Origin of the sequence: Pseudoclavibacter terrae (assembly GCF_008831075.1) — a bacterium.
Lineage (GTDB): Bacteria > Actinomycetota > Actinomycetes > Actinomycetales > Microbacteriaceae > Pseudoclavibacter > Pseudoclavibacter terrae.
Genome location: NZ_WBJX01000002.1, coordinates 396,649 through 420,803 on the forward strand (window position 1 = coordinate 396,649; position 24,155 = coordinate 420,803).

The following is a 24,155-nucleotide window of genomic DNA, read 5'->3' on the forward strand; positions in this document are numbered from 1 at the left end:
CGCGCGTCGGCGTCCGCGCCTTCGGTAGAATCAATGCCAGGCGGGGGCACACCCCGCCGCACGCGGCCACCAGGGAGCTCACCGTCATGACCGTCTTCATCATCATCGGAGCGATCGGCCTCGGACTTCTCGTCTTCTCGATGTTCTTCGGGGAGATCCTCGACGTCGATGCTGGCGGGCTGCTCTCGGTTCCAGGCCTCGCGGTCGCCCTCGTCGTCTTCGGTGCCTCCGGGGCGATCACGGACAGCATGGGACTCCCGCAGTTCTGGGCCTACATCGTCGCGATCGTCATCGGCCTGATCGCCTACGTCGGATCAGCGCTTCTCGTGCGCAACCTCTCGAAGAGCAGCGATGGCGTGCCGCGCGACGTGACCGGTGACACCGGGACGGCGATGTCCCGCATCACGAACGCCAGCGGCGAAGTCGCGCTCGACGGCTCCCACGAGATCGAACGACGCCTCGCTTTCGCCGATGGCGACATCGAGCAGGGAACGCGCATCCGAGTCGTGCAGCACCTCGGCTCGCGCGTCAAGGTCGAACGCGAATCCGAGTGACCCCTGCCGCGCTGACCGGACGATGCGGCAGGCGCGGCACCCCCACAGCATGACCATCCACGACCTCCACGACAGGAAATCGACCATATGGACTTGATAGCTGCCAACGTCTCCGTGATCGGCGTCATCGCGATCATCATCGCGCTGCTCGCCCTCGGTGTCTTCATCGCATCCCGCATCCGCCGCGTCCCACCGAACGAGGCCCTCATCATCGTCGGCCGCGGCGCCGGGCAGAAGGCCCAGAGCGACATGACGGGACAGCGCGTCGTCATCGGAGGCCGCACGTTCGTCTGGCCGATCCTGCAGCAGGGCTTCGCGCTCTCGCTCGAGCAGCGCCAGATCGGCATCCAGGTCGAGGGCGTCGACAAGAACCGCATCAAGATCGCCATCAAGGCGTCCATCAACTTCAAGGTGTCCGGCACCGAGGAGGGCGTTCGCCGCGCGGCCCAGCGATTCCTCGACCAGCAGGAGGCGCTCACCGACATCATCCGCGAGTCGCTCGAGGGCTCGCTTCGCTCCATCGTCGGAGACATGACGATCGAGCAGATCATCTCCGACCGCAAGAGCCTCTCCGACCGCGTCGTGTCCGAGACGAAGGCCGACCTCATCGAACAGGGCCTGCAGGTCGACCTCCTCAACATCTCCGACATCTCCACGCCCGGCAGCGACTACCTGCAGAACCTCGGTCGTTCCGAGTCCGCTCGCGCCCGTCAGGTCGCCGAGGTCAGCGAAGCCGAAGCGGCTCGCGTCTCCGAGTTCGCGAAGATCGAGGCCTCGGAGCGCATCGCCGAGCGTGAGAAGGAACTGCGCCTGCGTCAGGCCTCCATCAAGGCCGAGACCGACCGCGCAAACGCCGAAGCAGAGGCCGCCGGCCAGTTCGCACGGGCCGAGCAGGACCGACTCGTCGCACAGCAGGAGCGCGAAGCGCTCATCGAACAGGCGCTCGTGACGCAGGAGCGACTCGACATCGAGATCCGCAAGCCGGCCGAGGCAGACGCCTACGCGAAGGTCCAGCAGGCCAACGCCATCCGCGACACCGAGAACGCGGCGACCGACGCCGAGGTCTACAAGCGCACCCGCACGGCCGAGGCCAACAAGGTCGCCGCCGTCCAGGACGCCGAGGCAGCGGCAGCCGCCGTGCGCTACTCCGGTGAGGCCGACCGTGACCGCCAGATCGCGCTCGCCGCGGGTATCCGCGCCGAGGGTGACGCCCGCGCCGCGGCCATCCAGGCCGAGGGTCTCGCGGAGGCCGCGGCGACCGACGCCAAGGCGCAGGCGCTGCAGAAGTACGGCGAAGCCGCCATCGCGCAGGAGATCATCTCGCGCCTGCCGGAGATCGTCCGTGCCGCGGCCGACCCGATCAGCAACATCGAGAAGCTCACCGTCATCTCCACGGATGGCGCGAGCGCCGTCACGAAGACGGTTGGCTCGGTCCTCGGCGAGGGCACCGAGGTGCTCAAGACGCTCACGGGCATCGACCTGCAGCAGCTGGTCGGCTCGTTCGCCAAGGACGGTGGCCTCGCGCCCTCCGGCACGACCACGGGGGACGCCACACCGAACAGCTGACCGAGAGTCGCGATCTCTCGTTCCGTGCACTGAGACGGGGCGGCCCCACCGGGGGTCGCCCCGTCTCGTCGTCTCCGGCCGCTACACTGACCCGCGTGAGCGCCGCCCCTGCAGAAGACTCCCCGCCGATCTCCCTCGCGGCGTTCCGGCCGACCCAGCGCGAGGTCCTCGCCCGCCTCGTGCCGACGCTGCTCGCCGTCGGCCTCGTGGCGTTCCTCGGCTACGCGCTGGCCACCGAGGCCGGCCGGCTGCAGCTCGACGAGCGCGGCTTCGTGCCCCTGCTGCTCGGCTGGATCGCGATGCTCGGGCTCTGCATTCTGGGCGCGGTCGCCGCGCTCGCAGCCGAGCGCGGCGTGTCGACCGGACTGCGCTCCTACACCCGCCAGCGCGTGCTGCCGCTTGCCCTCGGGCATTCGATCCTCGCGGCCGCCGGCGCGACGTTCTGCAGCTTCTGGATCTCCGGGGGAGCGTACGACCTGCTCACGGTCCTCACGTGCACGTTCGTGCTCACGCTGCTGTTCACGGCGTCCGTGCTCGTGCCGTCATACCTGACGGGCTTCGCACGCGCGGAGGCCGAGCGAGCCTAGAGCAGCACCTGGGGCGAGATCTCCACCGTCTGCTCCGGGGGCAGCCCGAACTGCGCTGCGGGAGAGGACGCTCCGCGCGACATGAGCACGAAGAACTTCGCCCGCCAAGTCGCCATCCCACTCGCATGGCCCGGCCGGAGCGCGATGCGTGAGAGGAAGAAGATCGCGCTCTCGTTGTCGAACTGCGAGACGGTGCCCGCGAGCCGCGCGTCCCGAAGCGACAGCGGCACGTCGCGACGGTCGAGGAACCCGTAGGTCAGGGTGATGTGCACGAGGCCCTCGGGGGCCGGCCCGATGTCGTCGATCCGACAGCGCGCGCGTTCCGGGATGTGCGGCACATCGGCCGTCGCGACGCGCACGAGCAGCACGTGCTCGTGGAGGGCATGGTTGACCCGGGTGTTGAGGCGGAGCGCGAGGGGAGCCGTGCGGGCGCCGCCGTGCGGGTAGATGGCCCAGCCGGGGACGCGCGTCGGCTGATCCGCGAGGAGGCGTCTCATGAGCTCCTGCAGGGTGCCTTCGAGGCGCTCCCGCCTGTCCGTGACGATGTCGCGGCCCCGTCTCCAGGTGAGCATGGTGAGGATGATCGCGGCGGCCAGCGCGAGAGGCAGCCAGCCGCCCGCGAAGAACTTCACGAGGCCCGAGACGAAGAAGGCCAGTTCGAGCAGGACGATCGGCACCGTCACGAGGAGCACTCGGTACCAGGACCATTGCCACACGATGCGCAGGTACACGATGAAGAGGGACGACGTGAGCAGGAAGGTCGTCGTCACCGCGAGCCCGTAGGCCGCCGCCAGGTTCTCCGAGGTTCGGAATCCGAGGACGACGCCGATGATCAGCACCAGGAGGATCGTGGAGACGACCGGGATGTAGATCTGTCCGATGGACGCACGCGAGGTGTGCTTGACGCTGAGGTTCGGCAGGAACCCGAGTCGCATGGCCTGTCTGGCGACCGAGAAGGTGCCTGAGATCACGGACTGGGAGGCGATGACGGTCGCGAGCGTCGCGAGCCCGATGAGCGGGAACACGGCCCAGGTGGGGGCCATCCGGAAGAAGGGGTTGTCGATGGTGGTCGGGTCCTCGATGACGAGGGCGCCCTGCCCGAGGTAGCAGAGGGTGAGGGCAGGGAACACGACGAAGAGCCAGGCCTTCGAGATGGGGGAGCGGCCGAAATGGCCGAGGTCGGCGTAGAGGGCTTCAGCGCCGGTGACGGCCAGCACCACGGCGCCGAGCGCCACGCCGGCGATGAGCGGCTCGCTGACGATGAAGCCGAGTGCATGGTGGGGAGAGAACGCCGCGAGGATCTCGGGATGCTCCAGGATGTGGGGGACGCCGAGGAGCGCGAGGGTGATGAACCAGACGAGCATGATCGGTCCGAACAGACGGCCGATGCCGGCGGTGCCGAACCGCTGCAGGGCGAAGAGGCCGACGAGCACGACGAGCGCGATGGGCACGACCAGCGCTCCGGTGCCCGGCACCGCGATCTCGAGGCCCTCGACCGCGGACAGCACGGACACCGCGGGGGTGATGACGCTGTCTCCGAAGAACAGGGCCGCCCCGATGATGCCGACGAGGGTCGTCGCGGCCATGGCGCGCCGTGATCCGCGAAGGCGGCGCCCGATGAGGGTGGAGAGCGCGAGGATCCCGCCCTCGCCCTCGTGGTCGGCGCGGAGCACGAACAGCACGTACTTGACGGTGACGAGCAGCGTGACGGCCCAGATGATGAGCGAGATCAGCCCGTAGACGTGCGCGATGCTCGGCTGCACGACGCCGTCGTGCTCGGAGAACACCGCCCGCAGCGCGTAGAGGGGACTCGTGCCGATGTCGCCGAACACGATGCCGATCGCGGCGACGCCCACGGCTGACCGGGCGAGGAGGGTGCCGCTGGTTCTGGTGTGGGAGGCGGCGGCAGCCTCGGGTCGCGCGGTGCGCAGATCGTGCATGCGACCAATGTAGACCCGGTCTCCGGGGACGCTGACCGGAGACTAGAATTCCCGGGTTCGGCATCGAGCAGTATCGAGGGGATTCCGGTGACCAGCAAGCCAGTGCAGACCGCGACGCAGGACCCGCACGGTGGGGCCACAGGGCACGGCGGACTCCGTCGTGGCCTGAAGGCGCGCCACCTGCAGCTGCTCGCCATCGGCGGCGCGATCGGGACGGGCCTGTTCCTGGGATCCGGCACGACGATCAGCCTCGCGGGCCCGTCCATCATCTTCGTGTACGCCATCGTCGGCTTCGCGCTGTTCTTCGTCATGCGGGCGCTCGGGGAGCTGCTGCTCTCGAACCTCGGCTACAAGACGTTCGGGGACGTCGCGGCCGACCTCATCGGCCCCTGGGCTGGCTTCGTGGTCGCATGGACGTACTGGCTGGCGTGGGTCATCACGGTCATCGCCGACATCGTGGCCATCACCGGGTACGTGGCGTTCTTCAACGCGGACATCCCCGCCTGGGCGCCCGCGATCGCCACGGCCATCGGCCTGCTCCTCCTCAACCTGCAGCCGGTCAAGGCCTTCGGCGAGACGGAGTTCTGGTTCGCGATCATCAAGGTCGTGGCGATCCTCGCCCTCATCGGCGTCGGCATCTTCCTGCTCGTCACCGGCTTCACGAGCGCGGACGGCGTCACGGCCTCGGTCTCGCACCTGTGGGACCACGGCGGCATGTTCCCGTTCGGCATCAGCGGGTTCATCCTGGGCTTCCAGATGGGCGTGTTCGCGTTTGTCGGCATCGAGCTCGTCGGCACGGCCTCCGCCGAGGCGGAGGACCCGGAGAAGAACCTGCCGAAGGCGATCAACTCGGTCGTCGTGCGCATCCTCGTCTTCTATGTCGGCGCGCTCGTCATCATCATGTCGGTGACACCCTGGGACCAGATCCAGCCGGGAGTGAGCCCGTTCACCTCGATGTTCGAGCTCATCGGGTTCCCGGCGGCGGCCATCGTCGTCAACCTGGTGGTGCTCACCTCGGCGGCATCGAGCGCCAATTCCGGCTTCTACTCGTCGACGCGGATGCTCTACGGTCTCGCGGCGGACGGACAGGCGACGAGGCGGTTCGGCCTCCTGAACTCGCGTGGCGTGCCGACGCAGGGCGTGTTCTTCACGACCGCGTTCCTCTTCGCGGCACTGCCCGTGCTCGCCCTCGGTGACAACGTGATGGCGGCGTTCACGGTCGTGACCTCCGTGAGCTCCCTCAACTTCATCGCGACGTGGACGTTCATCCTCGTCAGCTACCTCATGTTCAGGAAGAAGCGCCCTGAGCTCCACGAGGCCTCGACGTTCAAGATGCCGGGCGGACGGTTCATGCCGTGGGTGATCCTGGCGTTCTTCGCCTTCATCCTCGTCGCGCTCGCCATGGGCGAGGACACCCGCGCCGGCCTGATCGTGCTGCCGTTGTGGTTCCTCGGCCTCGGCCTCATGTGGCGCTTCGTCGTCCGCAAGCGGGTCGCCCGTCGGCAGGCGGAGGAACTCGACGAGCTCGCCGAGGGCACTGCCCCCTAATCCGTCAGCGACTGCCCCCTGGATCCGACGATGGAGCGCAGCATGGCGCGCAGGATGCCGAAGAACCCGAGCAGGCCGATCACCGCCCCGAGCAGGTTGAACAGCTGCAGGCCGGGGGCGAGCGCTGGACCGCCGCCCGCGACGACCAGCACGATCGCGAGGATCACGGCGGTCAGGGCCACCGCCGTGTCGATGCCTCGGCTGACGAGCCCCCCGAGCCAGCTGCGGTCCTGCCGGTCGGAGAACGGGCTGACCCGCACGCTCAGCTCGCCGTCTTCGAGCTTCGAGACGATCGTGTCGATGCGGTTCGGCATGCGGGCAGCGTAGGCGGCGGCGATGGCCGCCTTCGCCTGCGCGGTGCCGACGACCCGCTTGAGTGCGAGAAGCTGCTTCAGCAGCTTCGGCACGAAGGGGAGCGCGCGCTGCACGAAGTCGAAGTCCGGTTCGATGACGCGAAGGCACCCCTCGAGCGTCGCGAAGCTGCGGAACGCGGAGGCGAGCGTCGAGGGGAGCGCGAGGTGGTGCTTGCGGATGACGTCGAGCATCATCGTGAAGATCGACCCCTCCCCGCGAGGCCAGTGCTGCACCGAGGTGAGTGCGATGCCGATGTCGTGCCGGAAGGCCTCCACGTCGAGGTCCTCGGGAGCGTCGACGATGAGGAGCAGCGCGTCGGCGGCCGACACGTCGTCGTCGCTCGCCGCCGAGAGCAGGAACGCGGCCAGGTGCTCGCGCTGGCTTCGCTGCACGATGCCGATCGCGCCGAAGTCGATGAGGCCGAGCGTGCCGTCGTCGCGGATGAACACATTGCCGGGGTGCAGGTCGGCGTGGAAGACGCCGTAGACGAGGATCTGCTCGATGACCGTCTCCATGAGCGTCTGCGCGAGGTCGTGGCGGGCCTCTGGGCCCAGCGCATCCAGGCGGTCGGCTGCGGAGCTCAGCGGGCTCCCGTCCATGACGTCCATCGTCAGGACCCTGCGCGCGCTCGCCGCCGAGTACACGGCCGGGATGGCGATCTCCTTGAGGTCGGGGGAGCCCGCGTGGATGTCGCGCATCGTGCTCTCGATCATGTGCACATTCCTGGCCTCGACCCGATAGTCGAGCTCCTCTTCCAGCGTCGTCGTGAAGCCGGCGGCCATCGCCGAGAGCCGCATCTCCTTGCCGAGCGCGGTGTGCGTCTCGGCGCGGTCCGCGAGGCGCCCGATGATGTCCACGTCGGCCTCGACCTGCGCTCGCGCATCCGGTCGCTGCACCTTGACGACGACGGGCGTGCCGTCGACGAGGCGGGCGCGGTGCACCTGCGCGACCGAGGCGGCCGCCAGAGGAGTGGAGTCGATCTCCCGGAAGATCGTGTCGAGCGGCACCCCGAGCTCGCTCTTCAGCACCCGCTCGATCTCGGGCCACGGCACCGTCGTCGCGTTGGACTGCAGCCGTGCGAGTGCCGAGAGGTAGGGTTCCGGCACGAGGTCACGTCTCGTCGAGAGGACCTGCCCGAGCTTCACGAAGGTGACGCCGGCGTGGTTGATGGTGGTGATGAGGGCATCCGCGCGCTGCTGGGCGGTTGTCCGCCCCTCTGCGGTCGAGGTCCGCCGCCCGTGCAGCAGCCAGCCGGCCCCGTCGCGCGACGCGATCGTGAGGATCTGCAGGTAGCGCTTCGTGCGGCTGCGACGCCGGATGGCGGAGCGGACGAGCTCGATCGGGTTCGGGAACGCGCGGGTGGGGATCGTCGCCTCGAGGGCAACGAGGACGAGAACGCCGAGGGCGAAGATCCACGAGACGGCGAGGAGGACCACGACCACGACGACCGTGAAGTTGGTCTCGCCGTCCTCGAGCTGGTCGACGCCGGTCTCCCTGATGATCCAGTTGCCGAAGGGGATCGAGGCGACGACGACGAGGGCACCGACGATGATCGCGCGGATGTACCCGATCGGGACACCGAGTACGCGGCGTGACACGAGCCCCACGAGGATGGCGGCGAGGATCGCGACGGCGATCAGCAGGGCGTTGGCGAACACGGCGCTCCTCGTCTGATGGGGGACTCGCCCAGGCTATCGGCAAGCGCAGCGCCCGGGCCATCGTGGCTCGGCGGTGCGCGGCGCACGGCGTTCGCGCATGCGTCAGGGCATGCGTCAGCGCGTCCGTCAGCGGTTGAGGTACGGCAGGTGGGGTGCCGCGTCCTCGGCGAACTGCCGGAGGATTCGCCGCTGGGTCTCGGCGGGGTAGTCGAAGGGGAGGGCGATGACCAGCTCGTCGGCCGCGTGGATGCCCGCGTCGTCCGCGAGGGCTGCGGCGACCTGCTCCCCGGCGCCGTGGGCCACCCGCCCGAACTGGAACGGGAGGAGGCCGCCGCCGACGTTCGTGGCGCGCTCGGCGTCTCGTTCGAGCAGCCACTCCAGCTCCGCGCGCTCGGCGGGTGTGTCGTAGGGCGCGATGGCTCGGCTCACCGAGGCGAACGAGGGCGCCGACGCGACCCGCGCGTGCTCATCGCGATAGGCGCCGATGAACGCGGCCTGCGCGTCCTCGAAGCCGAGCTCGCCGATCTCCGTGTTGAGGGTCGAGAGCTGCAGGCGCAGCCCCCGCTGGCCGGTCCTCAGCGCACTCGAGCCGCCGCCCGCGCCGTACGCGACGCGTTCCCGGAGTCCCGGGCTGTTCGGCTGGACGGTGAGCTCGCTGCCCGCTTCGGCGAACGGGAGGTCCGTCTCTGCGGTCGCCACGGGGCGTCCCTCCACGGCGCTCAGGAATGCGGTGAGTCGCGCATCCACCAGCGCGCGCACGTCGTCGCCCTCGATGCTGCCGAAGGCCTGCGCGAAGGTCGACTCGGTCGCCGCGTACCCGGAGCTGAGGCCGAGCTCGAGCCGACCCTCGGCGAGGAGGTCGAGCGTCGCCGCGTCCTCGGCGAGGCGAACGGGCTGCTCGAACCGCAGGGGAGTGACACTCGTTCCCAGGCGGATTCGCTTCACTCGCTGGGAGGCGGCGGCCAGGAACGTGAACGGTGAGGACAGGTAGGTCTCGAGGTGGCGGTGACGCACGTATCCCGTGTCGTAGCCGAGGTCCTCCGCGTACTCGAACAGCTCGAGCCCCTCCTGGAGCCCCAGCGAGCGATTCGACGTGACCCCCGTGTGCTCGACGAAGGCGAGGAAGGACAGCCGCTTCGGGGCGGTGGACGCTGGCGGCGTGGGGAGATCGCTCATGATGCACCCAAGCATCCCGTTGCTTGTGCGCATCGCCGCACGCCCTCGTCACAGGGCGTAAGGCCAGGTAAGGAGCGGCAGGCACCTAGATCATAAAGATATAAAATCTAGGCGGATGCGGTGTCAGCGGTGGATCAGTGCCGCTCAGCTCCGTTCCACGGGCAGCCAGAGCTCACAGGTAGCCGTGCTGAAGTCGGGGGAGCGGTCGATGATCGCGACGATCGACGGGCCCTGGCGCAGTCGCCACGGGTTGGACGGGAACCAGTCGGTCGCCGTCGCGGCCCACAGCTGCTGGAGTGCGGCCGGGTAGCCCCCAGAGGCCGTGAAGACAGCCCAGGTTCCCGAAGCCACCCTGATGACGTCGAGGTCCTCCGGACCCACGACGTCGTGCTCCATGGCGACGCCGTGGAGATAGGTCAGGGGAGTGCCCTCTGTGGAGTCGGGGTCGACGTCCGCGCTCACCTGGAGCAATCCGGTCGGTTCGCTGGAGCTCAGCGCCTTGAGTCGCGCGTGCTCCGCTGGAGGGAGAGCCGCGATGTGCGCCTGGATGTGCGGATTCGCGCCGGCGTGGATGAGCGGAACGCGGGCTGCGTGCCCGATCAGCTGGAAGGCGGGTCGTTCGATGATGCGAGTATCCATGGGGGAGTTCCCTTCTACGGTCAGGCGGAACCTGAGGTGCGGTTGCGAGCGGAGAGGTCCGCCGGAGCGTCGAACCTCGCCCGGGGTGGAGCCGTGCACGGCGCGGAACGCTCGACCGAATGCCTCCGTCGATCCGTAGCCGAACCGCGTCGCGATCTCCAGCAGCTCGTCGCCGCCGAGCACGTCGCCGGCCGCGGCGGTCATGCGCCGTCGTCTGATGTACTCGCTGAGGGGCATGCCTGCCAGCGAGGAGAACATCCGCCGTGCGTGGTACTCGGTGGTGCCGAGCGAGGCGGCGAGTTCGGCAACGTCGATCTGGTCGCCGAGGTGTGCCTCGACGTGCTCGACGATGCGGTTGAGTATCGAGATCACGGTTCCTCCTTCGGGGATGATCCTGGCTGAGCGATCGGACGCGCACCCGATCATCGGGGTCCGATGCGATCAGTGCGGCGAGTCGGCGCCGTCAGCGCCATCGGCTCGCCGATGCGGTCGGGGAGCCAGGCCGAGGGCTCGTAATGTCATAATGTGCATTATCGGATGCCAGCCCGCGCATGCGAGGTGTGGAGCACGCCTATGGCGTGAGGATCTCGACCGCGTGTCCGGCGACCGTCACGCGAGCTGAGTTCGGGTCGACGGTGACCGTGAGCTGACTCGGTCGTCCCATGTCCTCGCCCTGCAGGATGGTGAACGATCGCCGTGCGGTGACTCGACCGAGCGCTCGCAGGTAGCCACCGTACGCCGCCGCCGCCGCTCCGGTCGCTGAATCTTCGACGATCCCGCCGACTGGAAACGGATTCCGCGAATGCACGACTTCACCAGCGCCGTCGACGTAGACGAGCTGCAGGGTGGTCAGATCATTGAACGACATGATGCGCTTGAGGTTCTCGAAGTTGTACTCGAGTTCGGCGAGTCGCTCTCGTGTTGAGACGGTCAGAACGAGGTGATTCACTCCCCCGAATGACACGTGTGGTGGGAAGTCGGTGTTCAGCTCGCCCTTCCTCCAGTCGAGTGCTGCCAGCGCCGCCGCAACCAGGGACTCGTCTGCAGGGTGGCTTCGGGTGTCGACGCTCGTCATTGCGGCTCTGATGGAGCCGTCGACGCGCTCGGTTGCGACATCGACGCGTCCGGCCGATGTCTCCAGCACGATGTCGCCCGGACCCTCGCGGTCTGCGAGGGCGACAGCCGATGCGATCGTGGCATGGCCGCAGAATGGAACCTCGGCCACCGGGCTGAAGTATCGAATCTTGTACTCCCGTGCACGAGGGCCAGGCTCGACGAAGGCCGTCTCCGAGTACCCGAGTTCGGCAGCGATGTGCTGTCGCTCACGGGGATCCAGCTCGAGTGCATCGAGAACTATGCCGGCAGGATTGCCCCCGTCCGGATCAGTGGTGAATGCTGCGTAGCGTAGTGTCGAAGACATGTCCGTAGTATCTTCCGCCGCGTCCATCGAGGCAATTGAATTCTTTGCATCCTTGTCATCGCCGATGTCGATAGCCTGGGCCCGTGGATACTGCACTCCTGAAGACGTTCCTCGCCGTAGCTAGCCGCGGCAGCCTCACGGCGGCCGCCGAAGAGCTGCACCTCGCGCAATCCACTGTGACGGTGCGTCTGCAGGCGCTCGAACGGGAGCTGGACGTGAGACTGTTCGACCGCCGGCGTGACGGCGTGCGCATCACTGAGGCCGCGATTCGCGTGCGGGAACGGGCGCAGGACCTCCTCGACATGGAGGAGTCGCTGTTCTCGGCAGCTCGGCTCGACGCGTCTGTGGTCCAGGGTGATGTTGTCGTCGGCGCGCCGGAGTCGATCTGCGCCTTTCGCCTGCCGACAATTCTCGCCAAACTCCGACATGAGTATTCGCTTCTTCGAGTGCATCTGGTGCCAGCGGGAACCAAAGACGTCAGCCGTGGTGTGCTCGAGAGGAGGTTCGATATCGGACTTGTTCTCGACGAGCGGCTACCTCCCTCGCGTCTCAGCGCGTCCATGTTGACGCGTGAGCGGATCGCCGTCTACGTCGCGTCGGACCATGAGATCGCTCGGCGTCCTCCCTCCGTGCTTGGGGACATCGCACAGGAGTCGCTGTTCTTGCTTGAGGGTGGCTGCAGCTATGCCGATCGCTTCCTTCGTGACCTCTCCGTCTCTACACCCTCTGCACCGAGCGTCACGCGATTTGGGAGCATCGAAGCGGTGCGGGCCTGCGTCGAAGCTGGCCTCGGACTCGGTGTGCTTCCTGAGATGGCGGCACGCGCCGCCGAACATCAAGGCAAGATCGTTCGAGTCCCCACCTTGCCTCGGCCTGACGTTCCGCTGCAGGTCGTCACGGATTCACGACGGTCTTCGTCGCCCGCGGTTGACGCCGTTGTCGGAGTCCTCTCCCCCGGGCTCATGGCAGCTGACTGAGACTCGCTGAGTGGTCGACGACGATTGCGCCGAGCATCCGACTTGGTGCCGCAGATGATTCGCCCTTCTGGTACGGCGTTGAACCAGGGCGACGCTCGCGATCAAGTAGGCTGTGCATGCACGGTGAGCACTTCGCCGTGGCTGACTTCGTGGCTCGCGCCACATCGAGATCCTGGGAGCCGACACTCGTGAGCGTTCTGATTGCCATCGGTTGCATCATCATCTTCGGCGCCGGCATCTGGTGCTACGGACTGGCGTTCCAGGTCGACGGCGACACGCTTCGCCTCCTGGTGTTCCTGGCGGGCATCCTCCTGAACTCGCTGGCGCTGTTCATCCCGTGGCAGCTCGTGGGCCAAAGCCGCAAGTAGCGACCGAAGCCCCACGCGCGGTGTTCACCCCCAGCATCGACATCAGCGTGCGGATCAAGGCACCCGCTGAGCTCATCTGGCAGGCACTCGTCGACGAGGACCTCCGTGAGCTCTGGTGGCCCGAATCCGAATTCAAGATCAAGCGCGGAGCGAAGATCACCGCACGCTCCCTGCGCCCAGGCAAGAAGAAGCCCCGTATCACCTCCGGAACGATCACCAAGATCGATGCTCCCGAGGAGCTGCACTTCACCTGGAAGACGAAATCTGGCGACTTCGAGACGGACGTCGTCCTCGTCGTCGTGCAGCAGAAAGACAAGAAGAGCAAGGTGCGCGTCCTCGAGCAGGGATTCCCACGGGGCGACTACGCGGAGATCCACGTCGCGAAGTACCGAGACGGTTGGCGCGAGCACCTGCTGCAGCTCCAGGAGCTCTTCGAAGACGGTCCGGGCCGCAAGCTCGCGACGAACTCGCTCAAGCACTCCTGAGCTCCCCTGGCCTGCTCTCCCCCGCCCGTTCGCGACCGACCAGGCGCGTCGGAGACACAAGAATGCCCGGACCGTGAGGTCCGGGCATCTCAGCCTCGGGTCCGGCAGCCGTGCGGGACGGCGCCAGGGCCGCTACTCCGTGACGAACCCGGACGTGTCGCCGATGAGTCGAAGGTTGTCGGCCGGAACCGGCTCGACCACCGCTTTGGTGACCTCGGCAGCGAACTCCTGCACGTTGTAGAGCTTGCCAGCCTCCTCGCGGCGAGCGGCGATCGCACCCGGGTTGAGGCGGTCGAGCAACGTCGCCGTGATCGTCCCCTCGATCATGTCCCCGGACACGACGACGAACTCGACGCCGCGCTCGGCGAGCTCTGGCACGAGCGCCAGCAGGGCGTCCTCTCCTGCTCGCTTGGAGCTGGCGACCGCCTCGTATTCCGGCATCGTCGGCGTCGTCCGGATGAAGTGCGCCTGGTGGCTCGTGACGAACACGACGCGCCCGCCGTCCTTCATGAGCTCGATGGCGCCCTTGAGCGTCTCGACCTGCGCGTCGCGGTTGAGCTTCAAGGCGTAGTCCTCGCCGAGGCCGGACTCCATGCCGCCGGATGCGTTGAGGACGAGCACGTCGAGGCCGCCGTAGGCGCTCTCGATGCTCGCGAAGAGCTCACGGCGGCTCGCCTCATCGGTGAGGTCGGCCCCCACGGCGATCGCGGTGCCGCCGTCGGCGGTGATCGCGTCGACCAGCTTGACGGCGCGGGCCTCCTTGTTGCGGTAGTTCACGACGACCTTGGCGCCAGCCTGCGCGAGGAACTTGACGGTGTCCGCGCCGATACCGCGCGAGGACCCCGTGACAAGCGCGCGCTTGCCCTCAAGGGAACCAGCGGCCAGCGGGTTGAGAATCTGTTCAGCCATGCCTCCGAGTCTATTGGGCGCGGCGCGGCCCCCGCGCACTAGCGTTGGACCCATGCAGCACCCGTACCTGGCCGGCGCTGGACCGCGCATCCTCGCCCACCGCGGCCTCGCTCTGCAGGCGACGGAGAACACCCTGGAGGCCTTCCGCGCCGCTCTCGACGTCGGGGCGACCCACATCGAGACGGATGCGAGGGCGTCCGCGGACGGGCGGGCCGTGCTCTGGCACGACGAGGCGCTGGAGGGCTTCGACGGCAGCGACCGGCGGGTCGCTGACTCCCCCGCATCCGCGCTGGTCGGGCTCACGTCCCAGGGGCAGACGCCGGGCGCCAGGCTGCTGTTGCTCGAGGACGCCCTCGAGGAGTTCCCTGCCGCGCGATTCAACGTCGACGTGAAGTCGGCGGACGCTGCCGAGGCCGTGGCCGACGCCGTCCGGCGAGCAGACGCGGCGTCCCGAGTGCTCATCACCTCGTTCTCCGCGCTTCGACTGCGGCGCACGGCCGCCCTGCTGCCAGAAGCGGCTCGAGGCGTGGCGAGCCAGGGCATCGCCGCCGCGCTGATCGCGATGTCCGTGCGTTCCGGCCGATTGCTCCGCCGGGCGCTTCTGGGCGCATCCGTGGTGCAGATCCCGCAGCGCGCCGCAGGTCTCGACCTGCTCTCCCCCGCGCGGCTGCGCGCGTTCCACCGGCACGTGCCCGAGGTGCACGTCTGGACGATCAACGACCCCGCCAGGATGCGCGAGCTCCTCGAGCGCGGCGTCGACGGTCTTGTCACGGACCGCGCCGATCTGGCCGCCGAGGTCGTGCGACGTCACGCAAATCTATGAGTTTTCGAGGAAATGCTGGAACGCGCGGGAATACCTCGGCACAATCGCACGTTTGACCGGTAGTAGTAGAACCGCACTGACGAGGAGAGGAGGTCAGCATGGCTGATCGAAGTCTGCGCGGAATGCGGCTCGGCGCACAGAGCCTGCAGAGTGACGAGGGCGTTGTCCTTGTCGACCGCCAGGTGCGAACGTACGAGACGACACTGGGTGAGCGCTTCGCCGTCACCTTTGCCGCCGAAGCGGAGGTGCCCGAGGTCTGGGCGTCGCCGAAGAGCGGCAACGAGGGTCGTCTGCTGGATGAAGGTGGCGAGCAGGTCGCCTACGAGGCGCCGGAGCAGAAGCACCAGCGCACTCACTGGGACATGCTGCTCGAGCGTCGCACTCGGGAGGAGCTCGAAGAGGTCCTCCAGGAGCGGCTCGCGTTCCTGCGCTCACGGCGCGGAACCAAGGGCGCGAAAGACGTCTGACCCCCGGAGGTCGCTCAGCGAGCGACCGTGAACGTCGAAAGGGACGAAGCCTGAGGCTTCGTCCCTTTCGTGGTCTCGCACCGTGGTGGAGCCGGGCGCACACGCTCTGCGCGCACTACCGGAGCGGGATCCGCGTCGCGGAGTCGCGCATCCGCTGCGCCTTCGAGCTGCCCGCGCCGACGAGGAGGCCGAGCCCGAGCACCCCGAGGGTGATCTCGACACCTCGGCCGAAGAGGACAGCGGGCGTCATGCCATCGGCCAGTGGGACGTCGACGATCATCACGCCGGGCTCGTACCAGGGCAGTTCCGCGAGCGTGCGCCCCTCCGGCGAGTAGATGGCGCTCATCCCCACCGTCGATGCTTGCACCAGCGAGCGTCCCGTCTCCATCGACCTGAGGCGGGCGAACGCGAGCTGCTGCGCCGGCTCGTCGGTCTTCCCGAAGTCGGCGTTGTTGCTCGGCGCGAAGAGCACCGTCGCGCCGCCCAGGACGGCATCCCTGATCAGCACGTCGTCGACGATGTCATAGCAGATGTAGGTGCCAGCCCTGATGTCGCCGATCTCGAGGATGCTGTCGCGCTCCCCCGGCGAGTATCCGCGGCCGATCATGCCGATGAGGTCGGGAGCGAGCGAGTACCAGAAGTCCCGGTCGGGGACGTACTCGCCGAACGGGATGGGGTGCTTCTTGTCGTACTGGTCGCCCCAGCCGCCCTCCGCGTCCCACACGAACTGCGAGTTGAAGAAGCGGTCCTCGGCCTGGGTCTCCCCCGGCTCGACCGTCACGGTGTTGGCGACGATGGGGGCTCCGTACGTCGCGCTGAGCTGATCGAGCGTCCTGCGGACTCCCGGTGAGGCTTCCGGGTTGAGGTCGATGGAGCCCTCTGGCCAGAGGATCACGTCGACGTCGGCGTCGTCGGGGATGGTGCGCGTCGCGTCCACGTGGCCGAGGAACACCTCGCCAGGGTCCCCCTCGACGAAGTAGGCGGCCTCGGGTGTGTCGCCCTGCACCGCCGCGATCCGGGTGGAGCCGATCGTGCTCGTGGGGAACAGGGGCACGGCGGCGACGACCAGGACGGCGGCGGCCGCGGTCGCCCAGCTGAGCGGGCGGGCGCGCGAGCGGCCGAGCTCCAGGACGAGCGCCACGAGGAAGACCATGACGAAGCCCATGCCTGAGAGGCCCAGCCAGGAGACGAGCTCCGCGAACGGGCTCGCCGACTGCGACTGGGCGACGCGACCCCACGCGAAGCCGCCGTAGGGCCACGCAGAGTAGATCCCCTCACGCAGCGTCCAGAGGCCAGCCACGGCCGCTGGGACGAAGACCAGGCGCTTGGCGCCCGACTCCCAGCGCGCCGTGACGCGCCGGTAGGTGAGCGCGATGAGCACCGCTCCCCCGGCCCAGAACAGCGACGAGAGGATGCTGAGGGCGCTCCACGGCACCGGGCCGAGGAACAGAGACGCCCAGGCGATGAGCGGGAAGTAGTACGAGAGCCCCGACGCGAGGCCCACGAGGAACGCGCCGCCGGCGGAGCGGTGCATGAGCGAGCAGAGCACGAGGCCTGTGCCGACGAAGGCGAGGGGCCACAGCGCGGGTCCGGGGAACGCGGCCCTCAGCAGCAGTCCACCGGCGACGGCGGCGAGCAGCGAGAGCCAGAACGACCTCACCCAACCCCCGAGTACGCGACGATCCCGCGGCGCACGCTGTTCGCGGCCTGGCGCGCGGTGGTCGCGAACGTGCCCTCTGCGACCTTCTCGATCTGGTCGAGTACGTCGAGCACCTGCTTGCACCAGCGCACGAAGTCGCCGGCCGCGAGATTCGACTCGTCGAGCACACGCTCGAGCTCAGCACCGTGCGCCCAGTGGAAGATGGCTGGCGCGAGGTTCGTCGCGAGCCTGGACGAACGCGGCACCCGGAAGCGCTCGGCCAGCTCATCCAACCCCTGCCAGTGCTGCTCAGTCTTCTGCATCGCCCCGCGGAAGGCGCCGCGCGGCAGCTGGTACTCCTCGAGGGTCTCCTCTTCTCGACGCGGCTCGTAGACGAGCACGGCAGCCATCGCGGCGAGCTGCTGCGGGTTCAGCTCGTTCCAGACCTGCCTGCGCAGGCACTCGGCGATGAGCAGGTCGCGCTCGCCATAGATGCGCGCGAGCGTGCGCCCGTGCGCCGTGACCGCCAGGTCCTTGTCTCCGCCATCTGCGGGGGCCAGGTAGCCGAGCTCGAGCAGCAGCTCCGTGATCCGGTCGAAGACCTGCGCGACGGCACCCGTGCGGGACTCGATCTGCCGGGTGAACTTGTCGTTCTCGTGCTTCAGCTTCCAGTAGCGTTCGCCCCAGCGCGCGTGCTGCTCCCGGTCGGGGCAGACGTGGCAGGGGTGACGCTTGAGCGCGGTCTGCAGCTGGTTGAGCTTCGCCTGCCGCCGCTCACGGGCCGCATGCTGGTGCGCCTCGTCGTGCGGGATGCGCTTTCGCTCGAGATCGTTCAGCTCGCGCCGGATGCGCGAGTACTCGAAGAAGTCGCCGAGGTGGCACTTCATGCCGTCCTCGTAGCCGGCGAGCGCCTCCTCCTGCTGTCGAACGCGCTTGGCCAGGTCGACGACGGCGCGATCAGCCTGGAACTGCGCGAACGACGACTCGAGCACCGAGCGCGTGCGAGCGCGACCGAAGCGGTCGATGAGGTTGACCGCCATGTTGTAGGTCGGCTTGAAGCTCGAGTTCATGGGGTACGAACGACGGGAGGCCAGCGAGGCGATCGCCTGCGGGTGCATCCCCCCGACCCACTGCACCACTGCGTGCCCCTCGACGTCGATGCCTCGACGCCCCGCCCTGCCGGTGAGCTGGGTGTACTCGCCTGGCGTGATCGGCACGCGCGACTCGCCGTTGAACTTCTCGAGCTTCTCGAGGACCACCGTCCGGGCGGGCATGTTGATGCCGAGGGCGAGCGTCTCGGTGGCGAAGACGAGCTTCACGAGCTTCCGCTGGAAGAGCTCTTCGACGACTTCCTTGAAGGCCGGCAGGAGGCCGGCGTGGTGCGCGGCGATCCCCCGCTCGAGACCTTCCGTCCACTCGTAGTAGCCGAGCACTCCGAGGTCCTCGTCGAGCAGGTTGCGGCAGCGGTCCTCGACGATCCACCTGATCTCGTCGCGCTCCTCCCTGGTCGTCAGCGAGACGCCGGCGCGGAGCACCTGTGACACGGCTTGGTCGCAGCCCTTGCGGCTGAAGATGAAGTTGATCGCGGGCAGCATGTCCGCGTCGTCGAGCATCTTCGTCAGACCTGCACGGTCGGCGCGCGGCGCCTGGAAGCGCTGCTCCTTCCAGCTGCTCCCCCGCCCGCGCCTCCCGACGCGGTCGCGGTCGCGGCCGTCCTCGCGTCGGCCACCACCGCCCTGAGTCGCCCTGACCAGATCGGGGTTCACGCGGTCCGCGATGTCGCCGTCGCGGGTCTCGAAGAGATCGTAGAGGCGATGGCCGACGAGCACGTGCTGGAACAGCGGGGTCGGTCGCTCCTCGGACACGATGACGTCCGTGTCACCGCGGACGGTCTGCAGCCAGTCGCCGAACTCCTCGGCGTTCGAGACCGTCGCCGAGAGCGAGATGAGGCGCACCTCGCTGGGGAGGTGGATGATGACCTCTTCCCAGACTGCGCCGCGGAAGCGATCTGCGAGGTAGTGGACCTCGTCCATGATGACGTAGGCGAGGTCGTCGAGCAGATCGCTGCCCGCGTAGAGCATGTTGCGGAGCACCTCAGTCGTCATGACGACGATGCGGGCCCGCGGGTTGATGTTGACGTCACCCGTCAGCAGTCCGACTTCGCTCTCACCGTAGCGGCGCACGAACTCGCTGAACTTCTGGTTGCTCAGCGCCTTGATGGGGGCCGTGTAGAAGATCTTCGCGTTCGGCTGTCGCATCGCGAGGAACACGCCGAACTCGGCGACGACCGTCTTGCCTGCACCGGTCGGGGCTGCCACGAGCACGCTCCGGCCCGCCTCGACGCTCGCGCAGGACGCGATCTGGAACTCATCGAGGTCGAAGCTCAGCTCACGCCTGAACAGCTCGAACTGCTGCAGCTTGGCGCGCGCCCTGCTCGCGGCGAAGCGCTCTGACGGGCTCTGGGTCATGCAGCGGACGCTTCGGCTGCCGCGAGGTCGGCCTCGAACTTCTTGTGCTTCCTGGCTCGTCGCTTGTCGTTGATGATCGCGATGCCGACGGCGAGGAAGTACAGCGCGAGCATGGGGGCCATGAGGAAGAACATGGACAGCACGTCCGCCGACGGCGTCGCCATGCCGGCGAACAGGGCGACGAGAAGCACGGCGACCCTCCACCCCTTCAGGATGGCCTCTCCCGTGATGATGCCAGCGAAGTTCAGCATGACGAGGATCACGGGCAGGATGAAGGCGATGCCGACGGCCAAGCAGAGCGTCATGATCAGCTTGTAGTAGTTGGCCGCGTTGATGAAGTTGGCGCTCTCAGCTGGCGCGAAGCTCAGCATCACCTCGACGATGCGGGGCATCAGCATCCAGGCCACCCACACCCCGGCGAGGAACAGCGGGATCGCGGTTCCGACGAAGCCGAGCGCGTACCAGCGCTCGTTCTTCTTCAGCCCTGGGACGATGAACATCCAGATCTGGTAGAGCCAGACCGGGGCCGAGATGATGATGCCGAGCGTGAGCGAGATCTGCAGGCGGAGGTCGAACGCGCTTGTGATCCCCTCGAAGTTGAGGTCCGCGTTGCGGTTCCGCGCCTCCGCGATCTCACGGATGGGATCCGCCATCACGTTGAACACCCAGTCGGTGAGCAGGAACCCGCCCACCATGCCGATGACGATGCCGATCGCCGAGATGATGAGGCGGTTGCGGAACTCGATGAGGTGCTCCGCGAGGCGCATGCGCCCGTCAGGGTCGCGCTTCCGGCTCTTCTTCGCTTTCGACTTCGTCGGCTCGACCGCCAGCGGAGCCCCCTCGGGTTGAACGGTCACGTCAGTTGGAGGTGCCCGTGTTGCCCCTGGCGTCCGTGCTGGGCGCGGCGGGTGCCTCGGGCGCCGGCGCGGCCGGGGCCGAGCTCTGCACCGGGGGCGTCACCGGGGCCTGGGGCGCCGCCGGTGCCTGCGGAGCCGCAGGCGCGGTCGTCGCGGCAGGCTGCGAGTAGACGTCGGCGGACGGCGGGGGGACGTCGACCTCGTCGTCCTTCTTCATGTTCTTGACCTCGCCGCGGAAGATGCGCATCGACTGCCCGATGCTCTTCGCGAGGCCGGGAAGCTTCGGAGCACCGAAGAGCAGCAGGACGATCACCAGGATGATGATGAGGTGTGGGCCAGTCAGATTCGGCATGGTGTCAGTTGCCTTTCACAAGGTGTTCATATTGAAACGGGTCTGCGGTCGTCAGATCACGGGCGCGCTCCAGGCGCTGCTCGCGTCGCTGCTCTTTGGTCTCGTCGCGCACGTCGTTCAGCTCGCCTCGCTCGACTTGGACCTCTCGGAGTCCGCGGACGATCGCATTGCTCCGGGCCGGCGCGAACGAGACGAGGGTCTGCGCACGCTGCTCGAGCGCCTCGAGGAGAACCTCGAACTTCGCCAGCTCGCCCTGCAGGAGGATGACCTTCCTGAAGAGCCAGTAGCCGAGCGCGCCGAGCACTGCGAGCAGGATGAGCACGAGGCCCACCCAGATGAGAACCCAACTCCACCACGGCATAGTGACTCCAACGATACCTGCTCTGAGGTGAATCGCCAGGCCGCAGCCCTGGACTCGCGTCCAGATTCAGTCTTCGTGATGATCGCGGAGCGCGTCGGCGGCCCACTGCAGCACGGCGGCTCGCGCGGAGTCGGGTGAGAGCACGCGCATCTCGCCCGCGTTCCCGGCGACGAGGCGTGCCAGATGCTGCATGGATGCGATGCGCACGTCGACGACGGCCCGACCTCGCGCATCCGTCTGCGGAACCGGCTCGCCCGGTGGGAGGTAGTCGCGCACGAGCGGCAGCACGGCGGCGCCGACCTCGAGCCTCACGACCACGTGGTCGTCGCTCGGCGTGAAGATCGGTCTTCCCCGCTTGGCCTCTGGACGCGACGGCACGGGGACGTCGGTGACCACGGCGTCTCGCATGCGGTCGAGCCGGAAGACCCGCTCGGCGTCGCGCTCCAGGCACCAGCCGTGCAGGAACAGGTCGCCGCCGAGCGTCTCGAGCGTGAACGCGTCCACGTGACGCACGCTCTCGACGCCATCCTCCCTGCGGTACCGGAAGCGGAGCCGTCTGTTCGTCGCGATGGCTGCGGCCACGGCATCCCTGGCTGCCGGATGCTCCCCCGTCGTCCCGAAGGCGAAGTGGGGCGCCGCCCCGCTTGGCCCGAGCTTGCCGAGCAGCGTGTCGATGCGGGACTCATCCACGAGGCGCGGCAGGCTTCTGAGGTAGCCGAGCCCCGCGATGACCGCGGCGGCTTCGCGGTTCGACATGCGCGGTGCCTCCTCGAGTGCGACGAAGTGGGTCACCTCGATGAGGTCCTGCAGCTCGAACGCGTCCCAGTTGATGTCGAAGAGGTCGAGGTGGCTGTAGACGCCGGCATCTCCCGGGGTCCCCGAGACGGCGATGAGCCTCACGGCGTCGCGCACCTGCTTGGGCTTGACGCCGAAGTGGGCGGCGGCTGTCTCGACGGGCACGGCTTCGTCCTGCTGGCGGAGGTACGGGACCAGCGAGACGAGGAGCGCGAGGCGGTCAGCCGAGACGAACGGGCTCACGAGGGCGCTCCGGTGTGGGCCGACACGACCCAGGCCAGCCTCGAGGCGACGAGGCCTCTGAGCTCTGGCGGTGAGATGACCCTGACTTCTGGGCCGAAGGACGCAATGCGGTCTGCGAGCAGGCCGACGTCGGTGTAGCCGAGCTCGACCCCGAGCCAGGGCCCTGACGTCGCTCGCGTGTCACCACGCAGGCGGACTTCGGCGTCGGACCCCTCGCGCACCTCGAGCCTCGCGCGCTGTCTGCCGGCGAGCTCCGCCAGCTCCTCGAGGGCTCTCGCCGCGTGCTGCTCTGCGGTCACCCCCGGGTAGCGCGACACGTCGGCGCTCCCGATCTGTCGCGGCGCGGACACGATGCGGGACAGCAGGAACATGCGCTCGGATGCGCGGTCCAGGTCGTAGGAGACGAGGAGCCAGTTGCCGTCGGCGAAGACGAGCGCGAGCGGCTCGACGCGGCGGACGCCAGCCCCGTCCTCGCCGGGTTTCGAGTAGGAGAAGGAGACGGTCCGTCCCTGCTCGATGGCCGTGGAGAGCGGTTCGAAGGCGGCGTCCCGGGCGCGCAGGCGCGGCGCCACTCCGATGAGGTCCTCGTGCGTCCGGGCACCGAGCGCCTTGAGCTTCATGAGGCCCCGCCTCGACTCCTGCGAGACGGACCCCTCGCGCCACACCTGCGCCGCGAGGCTGAGCAGGGAGGTCTCGTCGGCGTCGAACTCGAGTCCGGCTGGCATCGCGAAGCCACCTCGCGGCACGCGGTAGCGGGCCAGTTGGTTGTTGCCGGCCGCCGATGGGTCGTCGATGACCTCGAGAGGCACCCCCAGGTCACGCAGCTCGGCCTTGTCGCGCTCGAATCGCTTCTCGCGCGCCGAAGCAGCCGTCGGTGACGTGCTGTCGCGGCTGTCGTCTGCGTAACCGTGGACGGTCTCGAAGACGTCGCTCTTCGTCAGCCCGCGCTCCGTGGTCAGGAGCGCGAGGATGAGCGAGAACTGGCGCTCCGCGGCCGCGGGGGCCTTCGCTCGGTCTGTTCGCTCGTGCGTCACGCCTCGACTTTAGATCGTGCCGAGGATGTCGACGACGAAGACGAGCGTCGAGCCGGCCGGAATCGTCTCGCTTGCCTGGTCGCCGTAGCCGAGCGCGGGTGGGATGACGGCGATGACCTGGGAGCCGACGGTCTGGCCGACGAGCGCCTGCGCGAAGCCGTCGACGACTCCCGTGGTCGAGAACTGGGCTGGCTGGCCGCGGTCCCAGGAGCTGTCGAACTTCTCGCCGTTGGCGAAGAGGACACCCGTGTACTGCACGACGACGGAGCTGCCCTCGGCGACGACGGCACCGGTGCCGAGCTTGCGCGTGTCGAGGACGAGCTCGTCTGGTGCCGTTGCGCCCTCCGCGATCGTGATCTGCGGTGCCCCCTCAGCTGCGTCGGTCACGGTGACGAGCTCCTGCGTGGGTGCCTGCTCAGCGCCAGTCGCACGCGTCTCCGGGACCTCGATGACATCGGCGACGACGAGTGCCGGGGGCGTGTCCGTCGCGCCCGCGTTGGCGGTGCCCTCCAGGAGCAGCGCAGACGGGATGAGCGCGACGACGCGGGAGCCCGAGGTCACGCCGTCGAACAGGCCGCTGAGATAGCCGGGGATGCCCTCATCGCTGAGGTCGAGCACCTGGCCGAGGGGCCCGTAGGGGCTCTGCTCCGCCTGCGTGCCGACGTCGTAGACCGTGAGGTTGGCGGTGACGGTCGAATCGAGCGTCATCTCCTCGCCGTCGCCCTCGACCTCGACGCGGCGCTCCATCTCCTCGCCTAGCCCGGAGACCTCGCCGATCGTCACGGCGGGAGCGGCACCGTACTCGCCGGTGACCTCGACACCGTTGAGCGCGTCGCCGCTCGCCACGGGCGTCGAGCTGCCGGCGCACGAGGCGAGTCCGAGGGAGAGGAGGACGGCCGCGGCGATCGCGGGGAGTCGTCGTTGCATGAATCCGC

Annotated in this window: 23 protein-coding genes; 9 read left to right on the forward strand and 14 right to left on the reverse strand. The window is 68.3% G+C overall.

Translation table 11 applies throughout. The features are described from left to right. The first annotated feature begins 86 nt into the window (after positions 1-86). The 3 genes from F8O03_RS08090 to F8O03_RS08100 all read left to right on the forward strand — a co-directional run bounded on the left by F8O03_RS08090 (position 87) and on the right by F8O03_RS08100 (position 2,707). Entirely contained in the window at positions 87-554 is a 468-nt protein-coding gene (locus tag F8O03_RS08090) for an NfeD family protein (RefSeq protein WP_151423412.1), read from the forward strand. Between the two features lie 87 nt (positions 555-641). Further along, positions 642-2,120, forward strand: coding sequence for a flotillin family protein (locus F8O03_RS08095; RefSeq protein ID WP_151423413.1), 1,479 nt, complete (start codon positions 642-644; stop codon positions 2,118-2,120). A gap of 95 nt (positions 2,121-2,215) precedes the next feature. Continuing rightward, positions 2,216-2,707, forward strand: coding sequence for a hypothetical protein (locus tag F8O03_RS08100; protein WP_104252860.1), 492 nt, complete (start codon positions 2,216-2,218; stop codon positions 2,705-2,707). On the opposite strand, the gene F8O03_RS08105 is transcribed toward F8O03_RS08100, so the two are convergent. Further along, the gene (locus tag F8O03_RS08105) at positions 2,704-4,647 is read right to left on the reverse strand and encodes a potassium transporter Kup (RefSeq protein ID WP_151423414.1); all 1,944 of its coding nucleotides are present in this window, start codon (positions 4,645-4,647) and stop codon (positions 2,704-2,706) included. The two genes, F8O03_RS08100 and F8O03_RS08105, sit on opposite strands and share 4 nt — an antisense overlap. An 87-nt stretch (positions 4,648-4,734) precedes the next feature. On the opposite strand from F8O03_RS08105, the gene F8O03_RS08110 reads away from it, so the two are divergent. Then, positions 4,735-6,195 carry an amino acid permease gene (locus F8O03_RS08110; protein ID WP_425280950.1) on the forward strand — a complete coding sequence of 487 codons (1,461 nt, stop codon included), beginning with the start codon at positions 4,735-4,737 and terminating at the stop codon, positions 6,193-6,195. Here F8O03_RS08110 and F8O03_RS08115 read toward each other — a convergent pair. The 4 genes from F8O03_RS08115 to F8O03_RS08130 all read right to left on the reverse strand — a co-directional run bounded on the left by F8O03_RS08115 (position 6,192) and on the right by F8O03_RS08130 (position 11,442). Continuing rightward, the gene (locus F8O03_RS08115; protein ID WP_151423415.1) at positions 6,192-8,207 is read right to left on the reverse strand and encodes an ABC1 kinase family protein; all 2,016 of its coding nucleotides are present in this window, start codon (positions 8,205-8,207) and stop codon (positions 6,192-6,194) included. The two genes, F8O03_RS08110 and F8O03_RS08115, sit on opposite strands and share 4 nt — an antisense overlap. Positions 8,208-8,333: 126 nt before the next feature. Continuing rightward, entirely contained in the window at positions 8,334-9,383 is a 1,050-nt protein-coding gene (locus F8O03_RS08120) for an LLM class flavin-dependent oxidoreductase (protein WP_167516518.1), read from the reverse strand. A 144-nt stretch (positions 9,384-9,527) separates the two neighbouring features. Then, a complete protein-coding gene (locus tag F8O03_RS08125; protein WP_151423417.1) occupies positions 9,528-10,394 on the reverse strand; it encodes an AraC family transcriptional regulator in 867 nt (288 codons plus the stop codon). 199 nt (positions 10,395-10,593) lie between these two features. Beyond that, positions 10,594-11,442, reverse strand: a complete 849-nt coding sequence (locus F8O03_RS08130) for a PhzF family phenazine biosynthesis protein (protein WP_151423418.1) — start codon at positions 11,440-11,442, stop codon at positions 10,594-10,596. 83 nt (positions 11,443-11,525) lie between these two features. Between F8O03_RS08130 and F8O03_RS08135 the strand changes: the two genes are divergently transcribed. From F8O03_RS08135 to F8O03_RS08140, 3 genes are all read left to right on the forward strand, one after another. Further along, positions 11,526-12,419 carry a LysR family transcriptional regulator gene (locus tag F8O03_RS08135; protein WP_151423419.1) on the forward strand — a complete coding sequence of 298 codons (894 nt, stop codon included), beginning with the start codon at positions 11,526-11,528 and terminating at the stop codon, positions 12,417-12,419. A 116-nt stretch (positions 12,420-12,535) separates the two neighbouring features. Then, positions 12,536-12,787: a hypothetical protein gene (locus tag F8O03_RS18060; RefSeq protein WP_167516519.1), complete on the forward strand. Its 252-nt coding sequence runs from the start codon at positions 12,536-12,538 to the stop codon at positions 12,785-12,787. A 20-nt stretch (positions 12,788-12,807) separates the two neighbouring features. Beyond that, positions 12,808-13,272, forward strand: a complete 465-nt coding sequence (locus F8O03_RS08140) for an SRPBCC family protein (RefSeq protein WP_167516520.1) — start codon at positions 12,808-12,810, stop codon at positions 13,270-13,272. 132 nt (positions 13,273-13,404) lie between these two features. On the opposite strand, the gene F8O03_RS08145 is transcribed toward F8O03_RS08140, so the two are convergent. Continuing rightward, the gene (locus F8O03_RS08145) at positions 13,405-14,181 is read right to left on the reverse strand and encodes an SDR family oxidoreductase (protein ID WP_244296060.1); all 777 of its coding nucleotides are present in this window, start codon (positions 14,179-14,181) and stop codon (positions 13,405-13,407) included. 52 nt (positions 14,182-14,233) lie between these two features. Between F8O03_RS08145 and F8O03_RS08150 the strand changes: the two genes are divergently transcribed. Both F8O03_RS08150 and F8O03_RS08155 read left to right on the forward strand, forming a co-directional pair. After that, positions 14,234-15,004 carry a glycerophosphodiester phosphodiesterase family protein gene (locus F8O03_RS08150; RefSeq protein ID WP_151423421.1) on the forward strand — a complete coding sequence of 257 codons (771 nt, stop codon included), beginning with the start codon at positions 14,234-14,236 and terminating at the stop codon, positions 15,002-15,004. A gap of 98 nt (positions 15,005-15,102) precedes the next feature. Beyond that, positions 15,103-15,471 carry an RNA polymerase-binding protein RbpA gene (locus tag F8O03_RS08155; RefSeq protein WP_104252867.1) on the forward strand — a complete coding sequence of 123 codons (369 nt, stop codon included), beginning with the start codon at positions 15,103-15,105 and terminating at the stop codon, positions 15,469-15,471. A 115-nt stretch (positions 15,472-15,586) separates the two neighbouring features. On the opposite strand, the gene lnt is transcribed toward F8O03_RS08155, so the two are convergent. The 8 genes from lnt to F8O03_RS08195 all read right to left on the reverse strand — a co-directional run bounded on the left by lnt (position 15,587) and on the right by F8O03_RS08195 (position 24,147). Then, a complete protein-coding gene (gene lnt / locus F8O03_RS08160; RefSeq protein WP_151423422.1) occupies positions 15,587-17,131 on the reverse strand; it encodes an apolipoprotein N-acyltransferase in 1,545 nt (514 codons plus the stop codon). Further along, complete coding sequence (locus F8O03_RS08165) at positions 17,128-19,578, reverse strand: DEAD/DEAH box helicase (protein WP_151423423.1); 2,451 nt, start codon at positions 19,576-19,578, stop codon at positions 17,128-17,130. Before F8O03_RS08165 ends, lnt begins: the two co-directional genes overlap by 4 nt. Then, complete coding sequence (gene tatC / locus F8O03_RS08170) at positions 19,575-20,435, reverse strand: twin-arginine translocase subunit TatC (protein WP_244296066.1); 861 nt, start codon at positions 20,433-20,435, stop codon at positions 19,575-19,577. Before tatC ends, F8O03_RS08165 begins: the two co-directional genes overlap by 4 nt. Position 20,436: 1 nt before the next feature. Next, on the reverse strand, positions 20,437-20,787 hold the full coding sequence (tatA, locus tag F8O03_RS08175) for a Sec-independent protein translocase subunit TatA (RefSeq protein ID WP_151423424.1): 351 nt from the start codon (positions 20,785-20,787) through the stop codon (positions 20,437-20,439). Between the two features lie 4 nt (positions 20,788-20,791). Beyond that, complete coding sequence (locus F8O03_RS08180) at positions 20,792-21,148, reverse strand: hypothetical protein (RefSeq protein ID WP_151423425.1); 357 nt, start codon at positions 21,146-21,148, stop codon at positions 20,792-20,794. 66 nt (positions 21,149-21,214) lie between these two features. Further along, positions 21,215-22,186, reverse strand: a complete 972-nt coding sequence (locus tag F8O03_RS08185; RefSeq protein WP_151423426.1) for a helix-turn-helix transcriptional regulator — start codon at positions 22,184-22,186, stop codon at positions 21,215-21,217. Next, a complete protein-coding gene (locus tag F8O03_RS08190) occupies positions 22,183-23,220 on the reverse strand; it encodes a helix-turn-helix transcriptional regulator (protein ID WP_151423427.1) in 1,038 nt (345 codons plus the stop codon). Before F8O03_RS08190 ends, F8O03_RS08185 begins: the two co-directional genes overlap by 4 nt. Before the next feature lie 9 nt (positions 23,221-23,229). Beyond that, positions 23,230-24,147 (reverse strand): FKBP-type peptidyl-prolyl cis-trans isomerase, encoded by a 918-nt coding sequence (locus F8O03_RS08195; protein WP_151423428.1) that lies wholly within the window; start codon positions 24,145-24,147, stop codon positions 23,230-23,232. Positions 24,148-24,155 lie beyond the last annotated feature (8 nt).

Coding starts and splice junctions, on each gene's coding strand:
- F8O03_RS08095 (WP_151423413.1), top strand. CDS start 642: ATGGACTTGATAGCTGCCAACGTCTCCGTGATCGGCGTCATCGCGATC.
- F8O03_RS08195 (WP_151423428.1), bottom strand. CDS start 24,147: ATGCAACGACGACTCCCCGCGATCGCCGCGGCCGTCCTCCTCTCCCTC.
- F8O03_RS08130 (WP_151423418.1), bottom strand. CDS start 11,442: ATGTCTTCGACACTACGCTACGCAGCATTCACCACTGATCCGGACGGG.
- tatA (WP_151423424.1), bottom strand. CDS start 20,787: ATGCCGAATCTGACTGGCCCACACCTCATCATCATCCTGGTGATCGTC.
- F8O03_RS08165 (WP_151423423.1), bottom strand. CDS start 19,578: ATGACCCAGAGCCCGTCAGAGCGCTTCGCCGCGAGCAGGGCGCGCGCC.
- F8O03_RS08180 (WP_151423425.1), bottom strand. CDS start 21,148: ATGCCGTGGTGGAGTTGGGTTCTCATCTGGGTGGGCCTCGTGCTCATC.
- F8O03_RS18060 (WP_167516519.1), top strand. CDS start 12,536: ATGCACGGTGAGCACTTCGCCGTGGCTGACTTCGTGGCTCGCGCCACA.
- F8O03_RS08155 (WP_104252867.1), top strand. CDS start 15,103: ATGGCTGATCGAAGTCTGCGCGGAATGCGGCTCGGCGCACAGAGCCTG.
- F8O03_RS08150 (WP_151423421.1), top strand. CDS start 14,234: ATGCAGCACCCGTACCTGGCCGGCGCTGGACCGCGCATCCTCGCCCAC.
- F8O03_RS08090 (WP_151423412.1), top strand. CDS start 87: ATGACCGTCTTCATCATCATCGGAGCGATCGGCCTCGGACTTCTCGTC.
- F8O03_RS08145 (WP_244296060.1), bottom strand. CDS start 14,181: ATGGCTGAACAGATTCTCAACCCGCTGGCCGCTGGTTCCCTTGAGGGC.
- F8O03_RS08105 (WP_151423414.1), bottom strand. CDS start 4,647: ATGCACGATCTGCGCACCGCGCGACCCGAGGCTGCCGCCGCCTCCCAC.
- F8O03_RS08120 (WP_167516518.1), bottom strand. CDS start 9,383: ATGAGCGATCTCCCCACGCCGCCAGCGTCCACCGCCCCGAAGCGGCTG.